This is a genomic window from Nitrospirales bacterium, assembly GCA_031315865.1.
Taxonomy (GTDB): domain Bacteria; phylum Nitrospirota; class Nitrospiria; order Nitrospirales; family UBA8639; genus JAGQKC01.
This window is the reverse complement of record JALDRJ010000002.1, coordinates 3,629,959-3,648,819: the sequence shown is the minus strand read 5'-3', so window position 1 is coordinate 3,648,819 and position 18,861 is coordinate 3,629,959. Positions and strand designations below refer to the sequence as shown.

Here is an 18,861-nt window from a genome sequence, read left to right as displayed (position 1 = left end):
CAGTGGCATCGGGGCGGTTCAAAAAAGTCCGTTCAGCAAGGCCACAGGCATGTTGACGCGCGGAGCGTACTGGCATTACGTGAGCACGGCAAAATGGCGAGAACGCCGCTGGCGGCTTTTTTCAACTGCCCCTGAATTGATCGGTGGCTGGTCGTTTCCCACGTTTCATACCAGAGAAGGAGTATTCATCCATCATGACCACGCAAGTCAAGGACCCCAAGCATTATCCTGCATTACGAAATTTGCAGTTTTCTCCCCTCAAACAGGGGGATGAACAATATATTCTCTTATGGGATCCCTCGAGACTTTCCCATGAGAAGCTCGTCATTCCGTTACCATTCTTCTTTTTATTCCAATTTTTTGACGGGGAACATTCGCTGGAACAGCTAGGGGCGGAGTATCTCAAGAAATATGGTGAATTCCTGATGCCGGATAAGCTCAGTCAATTGGTCACGGATTTAGACGACAAACTCTTCCTTGAAGGCGAACGCTTCGAGCAAGCCAAAGCCGCGGCCGTTACGGCCTACCGGCAAGGTCCTGTCAGAAAGCCTGTATATGCCGGAAAGAGCTATGAAGCCGATCCCGAGCAATTGCGAAAGCAGATCGATAGTTTCTTCGACTCAAAAGAAGGTCCGGAGCAGAAACCTTCTGAACATCAAGGCGCAAGGATTCAGGCCATCGTAGCCCCGAATGTCGAACCGAAAGAGGCTGGTCCTATTTATGCGTGGGCCTATAAAGAATTGCGTGAAGCCGTCACGCCTGATGTGTTCGTGGTGATCGGCACGTGTCATACTGAATTGGCGCATGGCATTGCCATGACGGACAAGGATTTTGAAACACCGCTTGGGGTGATTCCGTCGTATCGTCCGATACTCGATCATGTTCGGACCCACGGCGGGGCTATGTTCTTTGACGATGATATCCGGCATGAGCAGGAACATAGCATTGAATTTCAACTGCCGTTCCTTCAGCATGCCATCGGAAGTCAGCGTCAGGTTTCGATCGTGCCAGTCCTCTGTTCGTTCCCTCCAGACGTGTTGGCGAATGCCGAGCTCAAACCGTTATTTGAGGACATCGATGCATTTTTAGTGAGCTTGAAAGAGGCCATAACGGCTTCGGGGCAGCATGTTTGTGTGATCGGCAGCGCCAGTCTCGCCCATATCGGGTTGCGTTATGGCGACAATAAGCCTCCGACGGATTTTTCTTTCCACCGGTGTATGCAAACCGATTTGGAGATGCTCAAGAAGGTTGAGGAAATGAAGCCTGAAGAATTCGCGCAATTTATCCTGACGGAAGGCGATGCCCGTCACATCATGGGATTTTCCACGATTTTCTTGCTGATGAAACTGATCGAAGCTGAAAAAGGGGAAGTGTTGCGGTATGATCGAGGGATCACGGATCAGTTTAATTCGACGGTCACCTACGCCAGTATCTCCTTCTTTTAGGAAATCCCGTAACCCCTCTGTGCTCTCAGTCTCTCATCATCCACCTCGCGTACGGCTCACGTGCAGGCGGTACAGTATTCCATGCCTTGTCGCCTTACCGGACCGGACTTTTGAGCCTTGCTTCACGAGTCTTAAGTGGGCGTGCACAGGATCAAGATGTGGAAACGATTGCAAGTGGCGGAGTACAGATTCTTATTCTTCCACTGTTACCGTCATTTTTATCGGGTCAAGCGGGTTATCCCGATCGTCTCTCGGCCCAGCAACGATTTGATCGACGACATTCATTCCCCGGATAACTTTTCCGAACACGGTATACATGCGGTCAAGACTTCCTGAATCCTCAACGCAAATAAAAAATTGCGAGCCGTTATCATTCACGTCACGAGTTCGGTCTTCGTTGCGAGGCACTTTGGCCATGGCCAAGGCCCCTCGTCTATGCGGATGGTCGCTAGTTTCCGGAGGAATACTGTAGCCTGGACTGCCTGTTCCATGAAGGCTGCGGTCAGATTTTTTGCTCAAGGGATCTCCTCCCTGGATCAAAAAGCCTGGAATGACGCGGTGAAAAGTCGTGCCATCATAAAACTTTATCTTGGCAAGATTGATAAAATTTTCGACATGTCGCGGCGCAGCATCTGTCAGGAATCGGATCTCAATCTTCCCCAGCTTCGTAGAGATCGTCGCCTTGGGATTCTTTTTTCGAAATTGCAGGTTGGATGAATGGGACATGATGCCATGGAATGTACCAAGCGTTGGTTTCGATCAGCAAGCCATCATGTTCATCGTTCAGACGGACGCAGGTGGCGAGTGATGCAGACCTTCTCCGGCTCGAATCATGAACCAACAGATTCCTCCTAGCCATGCAATCATCGCGGCAAACCCGAGAGCCGCTTCCCACCCAAATTGATCCGCCAACCAGGGTGTGAGTGTTGGAGAGAGCGTTCCGCCCAAATTAGCTCCTGTGTTCATCAGGCCAGAGATCGTTCCGGCATGGGGCTTGGAAAGATCGATCGTTGTGGCCCAAAAGGCTCCGACGGTGAAATAGAGCCATCCAGCACCGAGCGAAAGCATCGCGATGGCCAAGTAGGGCGCTTCGATATGAGCTCCGAGGATGATGGAAAGGGCGGCGAGCGTCATTCCAGCTCCACCTACGATGGAACGACCCAAGTTTATGCCCCGACGATGAGTGAGCTTGTCAGTCATCCATCCTCCCAATGGACAGAATAGAGCCATGGTGAGGAATGGTGCAGAAGCAAAAAATGCGCCCCGCAATACATCGAAATTTCGCACGTTCACAAGGTACAGATAAAACCAGGACATATAGACATAGGCGACATAGCCCAGGCAGGTGTAACTGAGAACAAGCCACCAAACTGTCGGGGTTTGAAACATCGCCTTCCATGGAACCCGCCCCAGATCGGTCGATTGGTCATGTTCTTCGGAACCTTCGATGAGCACTGCCTCGGCTTCATTCACTCCTCGATGCTGGCGTGGGTAGTCGGTAGCATACCAATACCAGAGAAGGGCGATGGCAAACCCGAGCCCGCCAGCCGCATAAAAGGCGGTTTGCCACCCGTAATTGACCATGATCCACGCTGTTATAGGCGGTGTGAGAGCGGAGCCGATTCCAATACCACCGATGGTGATCCCGATCCCCAGGCCTCGTTCTTGGGGTGGGTGCCAGTTGGCGACAGCTCGATTGAAATTCGGCAGTGCTGCAGATTCTCCAACCCCGATGAGACATCGAACCACCATGAGAGAACCCATGATTCCTACGAGATCGGCAAGGGGAAGGGCTGGGGCGATGGCCGTCATCCCCGTAAAAATAGACCACCAAATGACGGCAAGAGTCAGGACTCGTCGAGCTCCCCAGCGATCCCCTAACCATCCTCCCGGTATTTGAAAGAGGGCATATCCCAACACAAAGGACGAAAAAATTGGTCCCATTTGCATCTCGCTTAGGCCCAGGGATGGCATCATTTGCCGTGCGGCGACCGAGATGTTTACCCGGTCAATATAGGTAATGATGCTGATGAGAAGAAGCAGGAGCAGAATTTTCCATCTGGTTCGAGTCGGTGGTTCAGGCCGTGAGGCTGGGGGAAGCATTGGTCAGATGTTTGGGGAAATAAGAAGGAAATTTTTATACATTGACGTTATGAAAAAATTTCGCTAAGTAAAGAGAAAATGAAAAATCGCATGAGAATGGAAGAGAGGGACACGTTAAGTGTGAGACACGATTGAAACATGATCGATGTTCAAATGTCCTTACATGCAGGTTGCTGGAAAAATAACGAGGCCATGGTTGCCATGAGGCGGCGGAATCGATCGGTTCACACGCCGGGCCTTGGCCGTGTACCGTGAGGAAAGTGCAGAGTTCGTGTTGTATCAAGGGAATGAGATGGTTGCAAGAGGCTTGTCCCTTCGTACGCGCCTTGTTACTTGACCCTTCACCGACAATTCTTTTCTTGAAACGGATATGCAGTCCATGGTAGATGGGTGCCACTGAGCAACTCACTGATTCCATTCAAAGGTCACGATATGCTTACATGCATGAGGAGGGTTCGCTGATGGCAAGAAAGGCCAAGCCCAAATTGAAAGCCGGATCAAAGTCGATGACGTCTAAGACTAAATCGAAGGCCAAGACTCCTACGAAGTCCAAGTCTACGGTCAAATCCAAGAAAACCAAGGAAAAGGCGCCTGCAAAACCGAAGTCTTCGCGAGTGACGAGTAAGAAGTCGAAACCCGCGAAACAGACAAAATCCCAACCAAAAACCGGTGCCCGCAAAGTTTCGAAAACGGCCAAAGTCGTGAAAACGTCTGCTGCCATGTCTTCCTCAAAAAAAGGCGCGGCCAAGAAAACGGCTACTAAAAAACCCGTCAAGCAAACATCAAAGAGCACAAAGGAAGAAAAGCCTGCTAGTAAAGCTGCCACCAAGTCAAAGGCCAACGCGGCGAGCAAACGCATCACTCGAAAATCGACCGAGAACAGTCCGACGAAAACCACGGCTCGGAAAGCCGCCGTCAAAAAAGGGAAAACGACCAATCGAAGTGCGAAGCAAGCTTCAGCGACTGGGAAAGAGGTTAAGCCGGACGTGATCCTTGACGAGGATCTTTCGTCATCGCCGTTGATGGCAGCGTTGAGCGCTGAGAACATCGGCCAGAGTACCGTGGAGTCTTCAGAGTCCGACGATCTTGATTCGGATAGCGAGATGGAAGTCGATGAATTAGCGGTAGAGGTGGGAGATGATTCGGATGAAGACCTGGATGAATTGACCGATGATCTTGCCGACGAATTCGTCGACGATTCGTTTCCTCGAGGTCTCGATGATGAGAATGATGATGTGGATTTGACCGACGATCTCTCAGATGAATTGGGGACGGAGAAATTCTTTCGAGATGCCGAGTCCGGTTTAGAAGATGATGATGAAGATATTTCTCGCTCATGGTAAGCCGAATCCTGTCTCCAATGCGTCAGGCATCACGCAAGGCATGTGAGAGTACGGACTCTGAAGATAAATGATCGTGACAGATGGAGAGCGGATCACGTGAAGGAGGATGTATGTCTGAGGTGACGGGTTTGCCGCGGATTGGAGATCGGGCACCGGACTTTATGGCTGTGACGACCCATATCCCGGAGTTTAATTTTAGCGCGTGGCAAGAACAGGACTGGGTTGTGATGTTTTCGCATCCGGCAGACTTTACCCCAGTCTGTACGACCGAATTGCTCGAATTTGCTCGGCAACATGAAAAGTTTTCTGAGAGGCGTGTAAAGCTTGTCGGGCTGAGTGTTGACAGTGTTCATGCGCATCTTGCATGGCTTCAGAACATGAAACAAAAAATGGGTGTTACTATCTCATTTCCACTTATCGCCGACATCGATATGAAAGTGTCTCAACTGTATGGCATGATTCATCCCGGTGCTAGCTCGACGGCCACAGTTCGTACCGTGTTCGTGATTGACCCCAAACGTATCATTCGTGCGCTGATTTACTACCCAATGAATGTTGGGAGAAATGTCGAAGAGGTTTTGCGACTGGTGACGGCGTTGCAGACGACCGAACAATTTACCTGTGCGACACCGGTCAATTGGCATGAAGGTGAAAAAGTGGTCGTCCCGCCTCCGAAGACCGTTCAAGATGTCGAACAGCGTGAAGGGCAGTCCGATCTTGAACAGAAAGATTTTTATCTCATGCTGAAAGACCTCAAGGCCAGGAAGACGGCTGAGCCTTCCGAGAGTTCCGCGTAGTTTCTTTTCTGCGTACACCGTTCTTGCGTTTCTTTCCTCTGTTATGAGTCCTTCCTCGTGTGCCATGATAACGAGATCATTGTCCCTTCGTTAAACAAAAACCCCAGGAGCGTTTCTGTGATGACGTGTCCGGTGACAGGAAGGCAACCACGAATGCGGTTGCCACCGGCATTTCATGCGTTTGGACTCTGTTTGGTGGGCATGGCGTTCGCGTTATTCGGGTTCAACGTTCCGAACCTCAGCGCCTGTGAAATACAGAAATCGTCTAAGGACTCACAGATATTCCAGCGTCATTTGATTGGGCCTTGTTCTGTGGACGACCGCAGAAGGGTAGCGGTTTCTGCTGAATCGCTCTTGCAGGCGTTGCAAGACGGGAAAAGCCTTGACCTACGAGGCATTGTGGTCGAGGGCGATCTCATGTTGGATCGTTTGCCTCTTGAATCCTTGCCCCACGCCTTGCAGGGGTCGCCTCGTGTTCGACGAATCGTCGATGAACGGCATGTAGAAACGGGAAGGGTCATTTCAGGGTCGATTACGATGCAAGATGTCGTGGTCCAAGGGAATTGGGCGACGAATTTACGAAATGGTCTCTTAGTCCTCTTCGGACCGTTTGCCGTGACGGGAACGCGATTTGAGCAGTCGATTGATCATTCACACACGCTTTTCCTCCAGGCGTTCGACTTTTCCGATTCGGTCATTCGATACGAAGGATTTTTTGTCGGCGCGTATTTTGACCAGTCAGCACGATTTTCAAAAACGACCTTTGGGACACATTCTCGATTTCATCAGGCTCAATTCGCTCAAGTCGCGAATTTCATGGAAAGTCGATTCCACGGATTAGCCGAATTTCTGGAGGTGGTGTTCTCGCAGCAAGCCAATTTTTCAGGTGTTCAATTTCAAATGGGAACTGGATTTTCCGGAACGCATTTCAACGGTCCTGCGCTGTTTTCGCGTGCTCGATTTCAGAGGGAAGTGTTTTTTCGATTTGCCCGGTTTCGCCGCCAGGCGAATTTTGCCGGGACGACGTTCGAGGCCGTAAGTGATTTTTCGGAAGCGTCATTCTCGGGAACTCCTGATTTTTCACGTGCGAAGTTTCACACGGCCCCAGAATTGTCTCATGCGAACCTCGATGAACAGGTATTTGCCGCATCTAAGTTTAAACAATTAAGTGGAAAACTCGTGTTTCTGTTCACGTTTCTGGGGATCTGCTGTGTCGTGGCCTGGGGGGTACAAAAGTGGAGAAAAACATGGTGAATGTAAGGCTTTCCCTACAATATATTGATAGGGGATTGCTGGATGCCACAAAAGATGGTATACCTAAATGATCGTACAGGTAAAGAATATTTGACCGGAAATGTTCCCTAGATGGATGTTGTTCAAAGTGATGAAGCCGTTGACTCTGCCTATCAAGTTCAGCTCGATTCCTTTAATGGTCCTCTCGATCTCCTCTTGCATTTAATCCGCAAGCAGGAAATCAACATATACGATATTCCCATCGCTCTTATCACTCAGCAGTATCTCGAATATCTCAGCCTGATGAAGAATTTAAACCTCTCGTTTGCCGGAGAGTTTCTCGTCATGGCTGCGACGCTGCTTCAGATTAAATCCAGGCTCCTGCTTCCCAAAGACGAAGCTCCGGCGGATGAGGATGGAGAGGATGTTGATCCTCGTGCGGAACTCGTGCGGCAATTAGTCGAATATGAACAATTTAAAGACGCCGCGCTTCGTCTTTCTCATCAAGGGAAAGTCTGGAGCGACGCGTTTGGCCGGGAACCCAACCTCGAGCACCTTCAACCCAATCAAGGTTCTTGTGAAGATGAGATTCTGACCGATGATCTGAGTTTGTTTGACCTGGTCGGAGCCCTTCAAAAAGTATTAAAGCGGGTGGAAACCGGTCAGACGTACATGAATGTCGCCAGAGAGTCGTGGTCTATTCAGGATCGAATCAACGGCATTCTCGAACGATTGGAGTATGAATCGGGGATGACGTTTGACGATCTCTTCGATCATGCAGGCTCGCGGCAGATGGTGATCGTCACATTCCTCGCGCTGTTGGAACTCGTACGTATGCATCTTGTTCGCTTGTACCAAGGAGATATTTTTGGACCCATTCGTGTGACGCGGAATTTTGTCCCGGGAGACGGCAGCTCAGGCGTGGCCGGTGACGTAGAGCGGTCTATTTGACCACAAGAGCGCACGCCCGCATTAGACGAAGTCGCTTCGACTCGATGATTTTTTCCCATGGAGGCTGAATATGACGGTGAATGCAATCAGTTCGGAAAGTCTTGTTGAATCGGACTTGGAGAAAGAGGCCGAAGTCGATCATCAACTTTCGATCTCCGATGGCCCTTCACTTTCTGCCCTCAAAAAAGAAGAAGAAGTGACCGAAGGCCAAAACCGAGTTGAGCTTGACGAGTGCGAGGTTCGGAGTATTCTTGAAGCCGTCCTGTTTGTGTCCCATGAACCGATCACAGTCGAAAAGCTCGTGACCGTCCTTGACGGAGTTGAGAAATCTCAAGTGGTTCATATGCTGCGTGTTATGCAAGAAGAATATGAACAGGAAGGGCGGGGGCTTCGGCTTTCGGAAGTCGCGGGTGGTTTTCTCTTGACCTCGAAGCCTGAGTACGGGACCTATATGCGGCGTTTAGGCAAGGTCAGATCGGCTTCTAAACTCTCTCGTTCTGCCCTTGAAACGCTGGCGATCATCGGCTACAAGCAGCCTATTACTCGTCTCGATATCGAAAAGATACGGGGGGTGGAAACGTCAGGAGTTCTCAGAACGCTGCTTGATCAAAAGTTGGTACGTATCGTTGGACGACAGGATGTTCCAGGGCGTCCTATTTTATACGGTACGAGTAAACAATTCCTGCAGCGGTTTGGGCTTCGTGATCTTCGCGATCTTCCCCCCTTAAAAGAGATCGAAGATTTGGGGATACCAGGTACGTTAGATCTCCCGTTCGATGGGGAACGTCCCTCCGATGAAGCAGCTTTGGCGAATGGTCGTATTGATTTGCCCGCCTGATTGACTACGCAATCACATAATCGTCATAGTTCAGTAATCCCCGTCGAGATCATTGCAAACCTCCCTTTAAGTAAGGACGATGTCCATGCCGTTGATCCTTCCCGAGAAACCGTCCTCAGTGGCCAGAGATCTTCGGCGGCTGCTCGGTTCCCAGAAAGTGAAACATGATGAAGCCACGCTCAGAGCCTATGCCGTTGACGCCAGTATCTATCGATTAACTCCGACCGCGGTGGCGTTGCCTGATTCCGAAGACGATATCGATCGTATCATTGATTATGCCGTTCAGCAGGGCATTTCCGTAACCGCGCGAGCGGCTGGCACCAATCTGACCGGTTCTGCTATCGGCACCGGTATCATTCTTGATGTGTCAAGAATGAATCGGATCTTGGAAGTCAATTCAGAAGAACACTGGGCCAGAGTGCAGCCGGGGATTGTACTGGCAGAATTGAACAAACAGTTGTCCCGGTATGATTGCATGTTCGGTCCAGACCCTTCGAGCGGGGACATGTGTAAGCTTGGCGGCATGCTGGCCAATAATTCGTCTGGTCCTCATACCTTACGCTACGGGTCTGTCAAGGATAATGTGCAAGCGCTGCGGGTGCGATTGCCACATGGAGGATGGCTGGACGCTCGGTCATTAGACATCGATGGCCCTGCTTGGACTCAGGTCACCTTAACTCATCCGGTCTTGCAGCCACTCATTGATTTAGTGCGAGGCCATGAAACGTTGATCGAGGCCAAGCGTCCTCATGTGAGTAAGAACAGTTCGGGCTATAACCTTTTTGATCTGCTCGATGGCATGAAACGAGGGCAGATCGATTTACCGAAGCTCTTTGTCGGGAGTGAGGGGACTCTTGGGATTTTTAGTGAAGCCACGATTCGTCTGGTGGATAGGCCAAAGGCTACTGCGTCGGCCCTTATTCATTTTCAGCATTTGGAAGAAATGGGGGAAGCCGTTCCTGAATTATTGACCCTCCATCCGAGCGCACTCGAGGTGATGGATGCCAATACGCTCAATCTCATCGGACGTGAAACGTATGGGATTCCTGACGATTCTGCCGCGACGCTTCTCATCGAATTCGATCAAGGGGAAGATCCTGCTCGAAGCGATCGACTGCTCAAATTATGCCGTGGCTATCGTCTCTCTGCAGATCCTGTCGTCGCGTATGACGGGGAGAAGCAAAAAGAACTGTGGAAGGCTCGAAAGGCTCTCTATCCGACTCTATATCGTTATGATCAACGAAAAAAACCCATTAACTTCGTCGATGATGTGGTTGTCAAGGCAGAACGTACCGCAGAATTGATTCGTTATTTGGAAAAATTCTTTCGTCGCCAAGAGGTCGAGGTCGCAGTGTTCGGGCACATTGGCGATGGCAATGCCCATATCCTTCCATTGCTGGACGTGAATGATGCAAAGGACTTTCAAGTAATGATCGACGCCCATCGTGACATCCATCGAGTGGTGCTCGATCAGTTTGGGGGATCCATTTGCGGGGAGCATGGTGATGGCCGTGTCCGGGCAGAGATGGTGCGTCTCATGTTTGGAGATGACCTGTATCAGCTATTTGCGGACGTGAAACATCAGCTCGATCCGACCGGGGTGATGAATCCGGGAGTCAAGATCAGTGATGCGCCATTTACCGATCATATCGACTTTGAACGTCTCGCGAAACCGTGTGCGACATGCGCCAAGTGTAATGCCGTTTGTCCGGTGTACGATGTGTTTCAATCGGAAGATATGAGCTCACGAGGCTGGTTTGAAATCGTCACGGCTGAAGATTACAGCTATCTCCAGTCGCAACGCGTGGTGGAAGCCTGTCTGAATTGTAAGTCGTGTCGGACGGTCTGTCCGGCGGATGTCGATGTCGCCGACTTGATCCTCCAGCGCCGCGCGGAACATCCCAATCGTTTCATGGGGTGGGTATTCGCGTGGCATGCGCGTCCGTGGCTTTTTGAACCGTTCCTCAAGGTGGCAGGCATGACACAACACCTTTGGGATCGACCGTCCTTCCGAGGTGTGTTGGAGAAGTTGACCCGTCCACTTTTGCGTCGCCTGGCCCCCAATGCCAAAATTCCCAAGGATTTGCTTCTCCCTCGCATAGCGAAAGCGACATTACGCGAACGGTATCCTGAGCTCTGCGCAAACCCGAAAAACAACGACGCCAAGGTGGCCTATTTTCATGGTTGTGCCGCAAATTATTTTAATGATGGTGTGGGTGATGCCGTCATTCGTGTCTTGCGAAAGCAGGGAATGGAACCTGCTCTTCCCGTTCAGCGGTGTTCCGGCACGCCGATTGAGACCTACGGTCATCGGGATTTAGTCAAAGAAGGAGCCCGCGAGAATTTAACCAATTTGGCACCCTATGAAACCGTGGTGACAGGCTGTGCGTCCTGCACGCTCAGCTTAAAAGACTATCCTCGGTTGTTTAAAGGAGAGCCCGAAGAAGAGCTTGCCAACCAAGTGGCGCAGCGGGTGAAGCATATATCTGAGATGGTAAAAGTTTCTCGAACGGTTCAATCTCCGGCTTCGTCTGGACATGGACGAACAATAACGTATCATTCCTCCTGTCACTTACGTGCGGCCGGCGTCACGAAAGCTCCCCGCGAGGTATTAGCGAGTCTTCCGGGAGTGGAGTTTGTGGAAATGCAAGATGCGGATCGATGCGCAGGAGGTGCTGGGACCTACATGGTGAAGGATTATGAGACGTCTCAAAAAATTTTCGAACGCAAGCGCAATGCCATTCTAGAGACTGGAGCCGAGATGGTGGCCACGAGTTGTCCTGCGTGCATGATTCAGCTGAAGAACGGACTCCGTGAAAGAGTAAAGGTCAAGCATGTAGCTGAAGTGATGGATGAACATGTCGAATAATCATTGTGTCCCCCAAGAACTTCATGGTTAAATGTTGGATAGGTCGTATGGTAACCATAAACGCGAGAGGCATACATGGTTAAAGTCTTAGTATTTGGTCAAGTGCTTCAAGATGCTGTCGAAGAACCGGAATTTGAATGCGAGGTGTCTCACCCCATCACGGTGCGGGAATTATTTGAAACGCATACAGAGCGATTTGAGCCTTTTCAATCATTTCTCGACTCAAATCAAGTGATGATGACGATTAATCTGAAGATCTCGACATTCGAGTCTAAGGTCAAGGATGGAGACACCCTGAAACTCACCCATCAGTTTAATCCCGAACTTGAAGGCGCACGCTGGCATAATCCGTAAAGACCTTTTCCTTTCCCTCATGAAAGCGTCCGTCGTGTTGGTCTTCTAAAGGTAGCCATGCTCTTTATACCAGCACGCTGTCCGGTGAATGCCTTCCTTCAAGTTCACTTGTGGCTCAAATCCCAGTTCCTTGCTGGCTTTCGTGATATCAAACGCTCGATTTTTTTTGAAAAAATCGATTCGTCTTCGGTACAACGGCGGCTCGATGTTCAAAGGTTTACAGAGTAATTCACAGACATATCCTGCGGCGTAGACCGGCCATGGCGGGATTCGTAACGACGGAGGCTTCACGTGTAACGCCTCCGCGATCATGGTGACCAGTTGGTTCAACGGAACATATTCTTTCCCGGCAATAATATAGGTTTGACCGATGGCTTGCTCGGATTGACTGCTCAACATGATGCCCTGTATGAGGTCATCGATATACGTAAAATGATAATTGATCGTTCCCTTACCGATCATGACGAACCGACGACGATGGATTGCTTTAAACAGTTTCAAAAATCTTAAGTCCCCCGGACCGTAAATGCCAGCCGGCCTTACGATCGTGATGTCTAGCTTTCCCTCTTTTTGATATTGACGGGCAATGAGCTCGCCTTCTAGTTTGGTTTCTTGATATAGATCACCTGGACCAAATGGCGCGTCTTCATTGGCTGGTGAATGCTCGATATGTCCGTGGACGCCCACTGTACTGCAATGAATAAACCTCTTAACCCCATGATCAAGTGACGCTCGTATCAGATGGCCGACACTCTCGCCATTGACCTTTCGAAAGACCTCTGGATTCACCCCCTGTTGCCGAAACAACGCCGCGATATGAAAGACGATATCAACCCCTTCTAGCGCTTTTCCGAAAGAGGAAGGATCGCAAAGGTCACCTTGCACCTGTTCTATCTTGAGCTTCTCCAATTCACTGACCTGACTGTTCTCGCGAACCAAGGCACGAACTTGGTAGCCCTGCCGGACCAATTCAGCACATAAATGACTTCCCGTAAATCCTGTTCCGCCTGTGACGAATGCCTTCATCATTGCTAGTCTTTCCTCATTTCCCTAGGAATAGGAATCTTGAGTCTTCGCGTTCGTTGATTCTTTACTCCTGGATAATTCATTCCTCCAACTCTTCGGCATATTCTTGAGGATCTCCACGCCCTCGAACGTCTTACTGGCCTTGGCACCAACTTCTTTTGCCCATGACGCCATTCGGGAGATTCCATCTTCCAACGAGACGACTGGCGCATCACCAAATGCCTGATGCAGTTTGTAATGACTGGAAAAGGCATGGAGTACTTCGTTTCGAGCATCGAGATAGACGATGTCTTTCTGACATCCCATACTCTTTGCGACAATGTCAGCGAGCTCATTTACCGTATAAGGTGTCTCGGCACCAACATTAAACACCTGGTTCAACGCGTCGCGATTAAACGGGGAGCTGGCGATAATCGGCGCGACATCCTGAATGTACGAGAAGGCGCGACTTTGCGTTCCGTCGCCAAAAATGGTCATGGGTTGCTCTTGCATTAACTGATTCATGAAAATGCCGACGACATTCCGGTACCGATCTCCGATATTTTGCCGCTCGCCATACACATTATGTGGTCGGAATACCACATAATCGAGACCAAATATCTCATGGCTGGCGCGCAAATCTTGCTCCACGGCTAACTTCGCGATTCCATACGGATCTTCAGGTACTGGTACCATCTCTTCCGTCATCGGCAGCTGATTTTTGCCATATACGGCGATAGATGACGTAAAGACGAAACATCTGACTGCATGATTCACTGATGCATTAATGAGATTCATGCTTCCGATCAAATTATTCTCATAATTAAACTTCCGAATAAAGTGGCTTAACCCCTCTGCCGCATAGGCCGCCAGATGATAGACATAATCAAACCGATATCTGGAAAACAGGTCATCGATCAAGTGGGCGTCCGTGATACTGCCTTCGACAAACTCGGCCGTCTCTGGAACATTTTCACGAAATCCTCCACTCAGGTCATCAAGCACCACCACCCGTAACCCGCGAGCAAGCAGCTCATCTGCGACATGCGAGCCGATGAATCCTGCTCCACCGGTAACTAGCGCCACATCAGCCATTGAGTTCACCTCCTAGGTGTTGTTGTGTCAAGTCTGGGGGGGTATATCTCTCGTAGATACCCAGTAATCGCTGTCCTACGACATCCCAGGAATACTCAGATGATGCTTTTTGATAGCAGGCGTCTCCCAGGGTCTTAGCATGTTTACTATCCTGCAATAACGAAACGATTTTCTGAGCGAAGGCCTGCGGATCACCATTCTCGGCGTACACACCCAGATCATCCAAAATCTCTCGATTGACTGGATTATCGAACACAACACAGGGAAGTCCCATTGCCATGTACGTAAACAGCTTCAAGTTTGCCTCGGAAGAAGACACTTTCGGGGATACCGCAACATGCCCTAACGAGAGATACCGAGCGGCATCGGCGTATTCAATTTTTCCTGTGAAAATGACATTGTCTTGGAGTCCCATGTCAATGGCTTTTTTCCGATACGCCTCTTCGGGGAAACCCATGATTAGGAATTTGGCGGTGGGAATTTGTTTGAATACCTGAAGAGCCGAGTCTAGCAGTAAATCAATCCCTTGGTACGAGGTGAGTACGCCGATAAAGACCACGACCTTATCGTCAGAACCTATGCCAAGTTCGTTCTGTAGTGCGACATCTTTGGGTTGTTGCGAAAACAGCTCCAAATCCACGCCATCACCAATAGTCGAGACGGTCGAAATCCCGTACGACTGTTTGACCTGTTGGGTCGTGCGCGAGGCGCTGGTAATGAGATGGAGCGGCATTCGGTTAACCTGTTTTTCTATCCATTGGACAACCCCCACAAGCCATTTCCATCTTGGGAGAAAGTTATGATCAAGCACCTCCTCCGTTAAACTTCCCTGTAAATCAGCAACCATGGGAATGCCGTACCAGAGGCTCACCAGTTTTCCGATCACGATTCCTTCGTGTAAATGTGCATGAAGAATGCCCGGTCGAAAAGAGCGACACACACGCCATACATCCCACAATAAGAAGAGGTCGATATAAAACTTATGGATGGAGGGCCCAGCTGACAGCTTATGATACCAAGGGATGTTCATGGTCCGAACGGTGTCAATCCCGTGGATATCGCGTCCTAAATGATAGGTGCATAGCCGCGCCTCATAGCCCAGTTTTTGTAGAGCTCGAATCTCTCCCAGGATGCGTACATGACAACCACGGTCTGCGAAAAATGGTGTAGGCGCAATCACCAGAATACGGTTAGACATTGATTGGGCAGACATTAGATGACCCCCCTTCGGCGATAATCTGCGTTCGTTTTAGACACTTCATCTCGAAGCTGGTGTTCATCCCATCCGAGTTCCCTAGCCATGGTGTTCGCACAGGTAAGAAGCCCATCATCGCTGAGGTAGCCGGCCGTGCCAAGCTCAGTCCTTCGAAACACGATATCACTTAGCGTTTGTGCCATTTCTTCCCGAATTCCATGGATGACTTCGGCTTTACTGACCGGTATATCTGCCACGAGCCTGGTGCCTAATTCTGGATTTTCTTCAATGTACTGAAAGATTTCGATGAAACGGGAGCCGTAGGTTTCCACGAGATGTGTGACGATATCAGAAGACAGGCTCGGAGGCTTTCGAGCCAAAGCACCCTGCAATACTTGCTCGTATGAAGAAAAGTCTCCTCCGTAAACCGGAGTGGTCGCTGTGGTGCATCGTGTCGACGGCCTGCGAAGTTTGGTCATGACGAGATTAATCGCTTTTTCCGAGACGGCTCGAGCCGTCGTAAACTTGACCCCGGAGACGGAAATGAGGCCTTTGATGCCGGATTGCGTCTCATGATCATAGATCACCGCGTGCTTCGATAATTGCACGTCTCCGTGCGTACTACCCTGCCCATCGTTTCTTGGTAGAAGGCCCCAGTAGACGAACTGAACGTGCTTTCGAGTAATCTTTGTCTGCTGGAGACTGGCATTGACCTCCTCCAGCTGCATGTCAATCTCTTGCTCGGATACAGAGGCCTCGTCTGGGTGGCCGTCGTATGGTGTCTGAAAGGTTCCAACTAACGATCTGTTACGCCAGGGGACAATAAAAAAATACCGTCGTCCTTTGTTGATAACGGCGTCAGTATCGTTATACGTGGAGTGGCCTGGGACCCCGAGAGCCACGTCCTCCAGAATAAGATCGGTCACGAGGACCACCGCCTTAAGGAGTGGGAGTGGTCCTGGAGTGGTGGAACGGGTTTCCGACGGCACCAACCGATTCACCCATGGGCCACTGCAATCCACGACGCATTTCGCGCGGATCTCTAATGTGGTTTTTCCCGGGATGTCTTCGGCCTGGACACCCCAAACGGAGCCATGGTTCGTTAAAAGTTTCGAAACACGCACGTAATTCAAGCACACCGCCCCTTTTTCATGAGCCGATTGTAACAGAGAGAGTATTAGACGTTCGGAATTACGCACTTGAGCATCAAAATAATAAGCCCCACCAGTGAGCTGGGACGAGGATATGATCTTGCCACGTTCCAGAGTTTCACGGCTGGACATGATCCTGCTAGGTGGAAATTGCGATGGCTCGGGCAAATGACGATTGCGGTCGAAGGCAATGCAATCATTCATCGCGAGCGCGACACGGAGCAGAAGCTTTTTGGCTCCGATATGGGAATAGGTCGGAATTAAAAACGGCATGGGTTTGACGAGATGGGGCGCGATACGCACGAGTGTACTACGTTCGGCGATGGATTCCCTCATTCGAGGCAGATCCCCATGTTGTAAATAGCGTAGTCCCCCATGAATAATTTTGTGACTGTTGCTTGAGGTGGCATGCCCAAAATCTCCCTGTTCGAGAAGAAGAACTTTCAACCCACGGAAAGCGGCATCCCGCGCTGCCGACACGCCATATATCCCACCCCCGATGATGATCACGTCATACTCTATCTCTGAAATGCCCTCCAAGGATCGATTCATGCGCTCTTCACCAACCTACTACGTCTGTTAAGGACACCGTGTGGTTGCCTGGTTGTGGCTAGGAGGATAAGGATGAAAGATGACCTCTTCCTCACAGTCGTTTCACGTGGTGTCAGATTCTGATTGATAGCATCTAGCCGAAGGCTCATGGGAATTCTGAAGGGTTGTCGTAAAGGATCAGAGGGACAGAGCAGGCGTTCAGAACTATCCTTGGACTTGAAACCTAATGATTTGGACAGCACGGTAAGGTCATGATGACTCTTCTTGCACGCATTTCGCGACAAGAGGACGAGAGCAGAAATGCTATGAATTGTGCTGATGAATAATGAACCGGATAATGGTGGACTATTGGCTTGAGACTTCTGCGCCATCCAGCTAGGGACGGTAACACTTGCATTCACCATACGATGTCCATCGCTGGCCAGAACTTGGTCTCTCAACCCTCAGGGCCATATTGAATGACCGTCTTGGAGGCTGGTCTGTATCGCTCTGACGAACAGTTCCTCTGACTGTCTTCATGGCAGTTGTTACAGAAAGCTGTGGCATTCTCTTTTTCAGGACTTTTGAGTATTCAGAAATTTTACTTAAACACTCATGCCTGCGAGAAATGAAAAGAAACAGGGTATAGCGTGTGTTTGTATCATGACCGTATGAGGATAAATTGTCAAATATATTCTCTGGGTGGAACTGTGAAGTATTGAGGGAATGAAAGAGAATGTCTGGCTCCCAATAGGAAATCCCGCCTAATCAAGGTCAAAGTGCACTAGTGTTTACTTTGTGGTTTCTGCGTTGCGTTGGCCTGTATTGTATCCGAATGCCTGGATCACTCTTCTTTGTTTGTCCATCTTTCTCAGGCTCTCGGCAATTTTGATGAGATGTTGTTGGTTGGATAGAAGAAAATAATGGTCAGTACCGGAGTGAAAGTATAGTGAAACGATGGTAGCGATTATGATGAAGTCTTCGTTTCAGTCGTTTCCTGTAGATACCGGATAGCTTCCATTTTTCTGAATTTCTGATCACGTTCATGTAATAGAGTTTCAGTGGGGATATGAGAGAGTTGCTGTAGGGTGGAATCCAGGATTTCCTGGAGGCGCTGCGCAGTCGTTTCTGCATCTCGATGAGCGCCGCCCATTGGCTCAGTAATCACATGGTCAACGATGCCAAGTTTGAAAAGCTCCGAGGCTGTAAGCTTCAGGGCAGAAGCGGCTTGTGACGCTTTGGATGCATCTCCCCACAGAATGGCTGCGCATCCTTCAGGGGAAATGACCGAATAGATGGAATGTTCGAGGATCATGACTCGATCGGCCACGCCTAAGGCCAAGGCGCCTCCACTTCCCCCTTCTCCGGTTATAACGGCGATGATCGGTACACGAAGGCGGGCCATGGTCATGAGATTTCTCGCGATGGCTTCGGCCTGTCCACGCTGTTCGGCATCTAGTCCAGGATAGGCTCCAGGAGTATCAATAAAGGTAATGATCGGACGCTGAAACTTCTCGGCCATTTTCATGAGTCGAAGCGCTTTGCGATACCCTTCGGGGTTGGGCATGCCAAAGTTGCGGCGCATGCGTTCCTTGAGGGTTTTGCCTTTTTCCTGGCCGATAATCATCACCGGCCGTTCTTGAAAGAGCGCGAACCCCCCCATGATGGCCTGGTCATCACCAAACACGCGATCCCCGTGAAGTTCGAGAAAGTTTTGCGTGATCAAGCCAACGTAGTTCGAAAGTGATGGACGTTCAGGGTGTCTTGCGATTTGACTGCGTTGCCAAGGTGTGAGCTGACTGTATAATTCTGTTTCCAACTCGTGCAGTCTGGCTGTTTGTTTCCGTATTTGGTCTCGAACGGATTTTTTAAGAGATCCAGATCGCTTGAGTCGATTGATGCGCTCTTCCAATTCGCGTAGAGGTTTTTCGAAGTCGAGGTATTCTTTCAC

At 50.0% G+C, this 18,861-nt stretch carries 15 protein-coding genes; 8 read left to right on the top strand and 7 right to left on the bottom strand.

Annotation, left to right across the window (positions count from 1 at the left end; translation table 11 throughout):
• Positions 1-194 precede the first annotated feature (194 nt).
• Positions 195-1,445, top strand: a complete 1,251-nt coding sequence (gene amrB, locus MRJ96_16550) for an AmmeMemoRadiSam system protein B (protein ID MDR4503055.1) — start codon at positions 195-197, stop codon at positions 1,443-1,445.
• A gap of 192 nt (positions 1,446-1,637) precedes the next feature.
• On the opposite strand, the gene MRJ96_16545 is transcribed toward amrB, so the two are convergent.
• Positions 1,638-2,171, bottom strand: a complete 534-nt coding sequence (locus MRJ96_16545; protein ID MDR4503054.1) for a peptidylprolyl isomerase — start codon at positions 2,169-2,171, stop codon at positions 1,638-1,640.
• Between the two features lie 57 nt (positions 2,172-2,228).
• The gene (locus tag MRJ96_16540; GenBank protein ID MDR4503053.1) at positions 2,229-3,548 is read right to left on the bottom strand and encodes an MFS transporter; all 1,320 of its coding nucleotides are present in this window, start codon (positions 3,546-3,548) and stop codon (positions 2,229-2,231) included.
• Positions 3,549-4,009: 461 nt separating this feature from the next.
• Between MRJ96_16540 and MRJ96_16535 the strand changes: the two genes are divergently transcribed.
• The 7 genes from MRJ96_16535 to MRJ96_16505 all read left to right on the top strand — a co-directional run bounded on the left by MRJ96_16535 (position 4,010) and on the right by MRJ96_16505 (position 11,933).
• Entirely contained in the window at positions 4,010-4,891 is an 882-nt protein-coding gene (locus tag MRJ96_16535) for a hypothetical protein (GenBank protein MDR4503052.1), read from the top strand.
• A 110-nt stretch (positions 4,892-5,001) separates the two neighbouring features.
• On the top strand, positions 5,002-5,688 hold the full coding sequence (locus MRJ96_16530; GenBank protein MDR4503051.1) for a peroxiredoxin: 687 nt from the start codon (positions 5,002-5,004) through the stop codon (positions 5,686-5,688).
• Positions 5,689-5,808: 120 nt separating this feature from the next.
• Positions 5,809-6,942, top strand: a complete 1,134-nt coding sequence (locus tag MRJ96_16525) for a pentapeptide repeat-containing protein (GenBank protein MDR4503050.1) — start codon at positions 5,809-5,811, stop codon at positions 6,940-6,942.
• Between the two features lie 111 nt (positions 6,943-7,053).
• On the top strand, positions 7,054-7,872 hold the full coding sequence (locus MRJ96_16520) for a segregation/condensation protein A (protein MDR4503049.1): 819 nt from the start codon (positions 7,054-7,056) through the stop codon (positions 7,870-7,872).
• Between the two features lie 70 nt (positions 7,873-7,942).
• Positions 7,943-8,710, top strand: a complete 768-nt coding sequence (scpB, locus tag MRJ96_16515; protein MDR4503048.1) for an SMC-Scp complex subunit ScpB — start codon at positions 7,943-7,945, stop codon at positions 8,708-8,710.
• Positions 8,711-8,795: 85 nt separating this feature from the next.
• Complete coding sequence (locus MRJ96_16510) at positions 8,796-11,579, top strand: FAD-binding oxidoreductase (GenBank protein MDR4503047.1); 2,784 nt, start codon at positions 8,796-8,798, stop codon at positions 11,577-11,579.
• Between the two features lie 75 nt (positions 11,580-11,654).
• Positions 11,655-11,933: a MoaD/ThiS family protein gene (locus tag MRJ96_16505; protein MDR4503046.1), complete on the top strand. Its 279-nt coding sequence runs from the start codon at positions 11,655-11,657 to the stop codon at positions 11,931-11,933.
• 45 nt (positions 11,934-11,978) lie between these two features.
• Here MRJ96_16505 and MRJ96_16500 read toward each other — a convergent pair whose 3' ends face one another.
• The 5 genes from MRJ96_16500 to MRJ96_16480 form a co-directional block, all read right to left on the bottom strand.
• Entirely contained in the window at positions 11,979-12,962 is a 984-nt protein-coding gene (locus MRJ96_16500; GenBank protein MDR4503045.1) for an NAD-dependent epimerase/dehydratase family protein, read from the bottom strand.
• Positions 12,963-12,983: 21 nt separating this feature from the next.
• The gene (locus MRJ96_16495) at positions 12,984-14,033 is read right to left on the bottom strand and encodes an NAD-dependent epimerase/dehydratase family protein (protein ID MDR4503044.1); all 1,050 of its coding nucleotides are present in this window, start codon (positions 14,031-14,033) and stop codon (positions 12,984-12,986) included.
• The gene (locus MRJ96_16490; GenBank protein MDR4503043.1) at positions 14,026-15,246 is read right to left on the bottom strand and encodes a glycosyltransferase; all 1,221 of its coding nucleotides are present in this window, start codon (positions 15,244-15,246) and stop codon (positions 14,026-14,028) included. The genes MRJ96_16495 and MRJ96_16490 overlap by 8 nt, the downstream gene beginning before the upstream one ends.
• Positions 15,246-16,931 carry a glycerol-3-phosphate dehydrogenase/oxidase gene (locus MRJ96_16485; protein ID MDR4503042.1) on the bottom strand — a complete coding sequence of 562 codons (1,686 nt, stop codon included), beginning with the start codon at positions 16,929-16,931 and terminating at the stop codon, positions 15,246-15,248. The genes MRJ96_16490 and MRJ96_16485 overlap by 1 nt, the downstream gene beginning before the upstream one ends.
• A 946-nt stretch (positions 16,932-17,877) precedes the next feature.
• Positions 17,878-18,861 carry an acetyl-CoA carboxylase carboxyltransferase subunit alpha gene (locus tag MRJ96_16480; GenBank protein MDR4503041.1) on the bottom strand — a complete coding sequence of 328 codons (984 nt, stop codon included), beginning with the start codon at positions 18,859-18,861 and terminating at the stop codon, positions 17,878-17,880.

Excerpts from the sequence above, each read along its gene's own strand:
- amrB (MDR4503055.1), top strand. The coding sequence starts at position 195 with ATGACCACGCAAGTCAAGGACCCCAAGCATTATCCTGCATTACGAAAT.
- MRJ96_16545 (MDR4503054.1), bottom strand. The coding sequence starts at position 2,171 with ATGTCCCATTCATCCAACCTGCAATTTCGAAAAAAGAATCCCAAGGCG.
- MRJ96_16540 (MDR4503053.1), bottom strand. The coding sequence starts at position 3,548 with ATGCTTCCCCCAGCCTCACGGCCTGAACCACCGACTCGAACCAGATGG.
- MRJ96_16535 (MDR4503052.1), top strand. The coding sequence starts at position 4,010 with ATGGCAAGAAAGGCCAAGCCCAAATTGAAAGCCGGATCAAAGTCGATG.
- MRJ96_16530 (MDR4503051.1), top strand. The coding sequence starts at position 5,002 with ATGTCTGAGGTGACGGGTTTGCCGCGGATTGGAGATCGGGCACCGGAC.
- MRJ96_16525 (MDR4503050.1), top strand. The coding sequence starts at position 5,809 with ATGACGTGTCCGGTGACAGGAAGGCAACCACGAATGCGGTTGCCACCG.
- MRJ96_16520 (MDR4503049.1), top strand. The coding sequence starts at position 7,054 with ATGGATGTTGTTCAAAGTGATGAAGCCGTTGACTCTGCCTATCAAGTT.
- scpB (MDR4503048.1), top strand. The coding sequence starts at position 7,943 with ATGACGGTGAATGCAATCAGTTCGGAAAGTCTTGTTGAATCGGACTTG.
- MRJ96_16510 (MDR4503047.1), top strand. The coding sequence starts at position 8,796 with ATGCCGTTGATCCTTCCCGAGAAACCGTCCTCAGTGGCCAGAGATCTT.
- MRJ96_16505 (MDR4503046.1), top strand. The coding sequence starts at position 11,655 with ATGGTTAAAGTCTTAGTATTTGGTCAAGTGCTTCAAGATGCTGTCGAA.
- MRJ96_16500 (MDR4503045.1), bottom strand. The coding sequence starts at position 12,962 with ATGATGAAGGCATTCGTCACAGGCGGAACAGGATTTACGGGAAGTCAT.
- MRJ96_16495 (MDR4503044.1), bottom strand. The coding sequence starts at position 14,033 with ATGGCTGATGTGGCGCTAGTTACCGGTGGAGCAGGATTCATCGGCTCG.
- MRJ96_16490 (MDR4503043.1), bottom strand. The coding sequence starts at position 15,246 with ATGTCTGCCCAATCAATGTCTAACCGTATTCTGGTGATTGCGCCTACA.
- MRJ96_16485 (MDR4503042.1), bottom strand. The coding sequence starts at position 16,931 with ATGAATCGATCCTTGGAGGGCATTTCAGAGATAGAGTATGACGTGATC.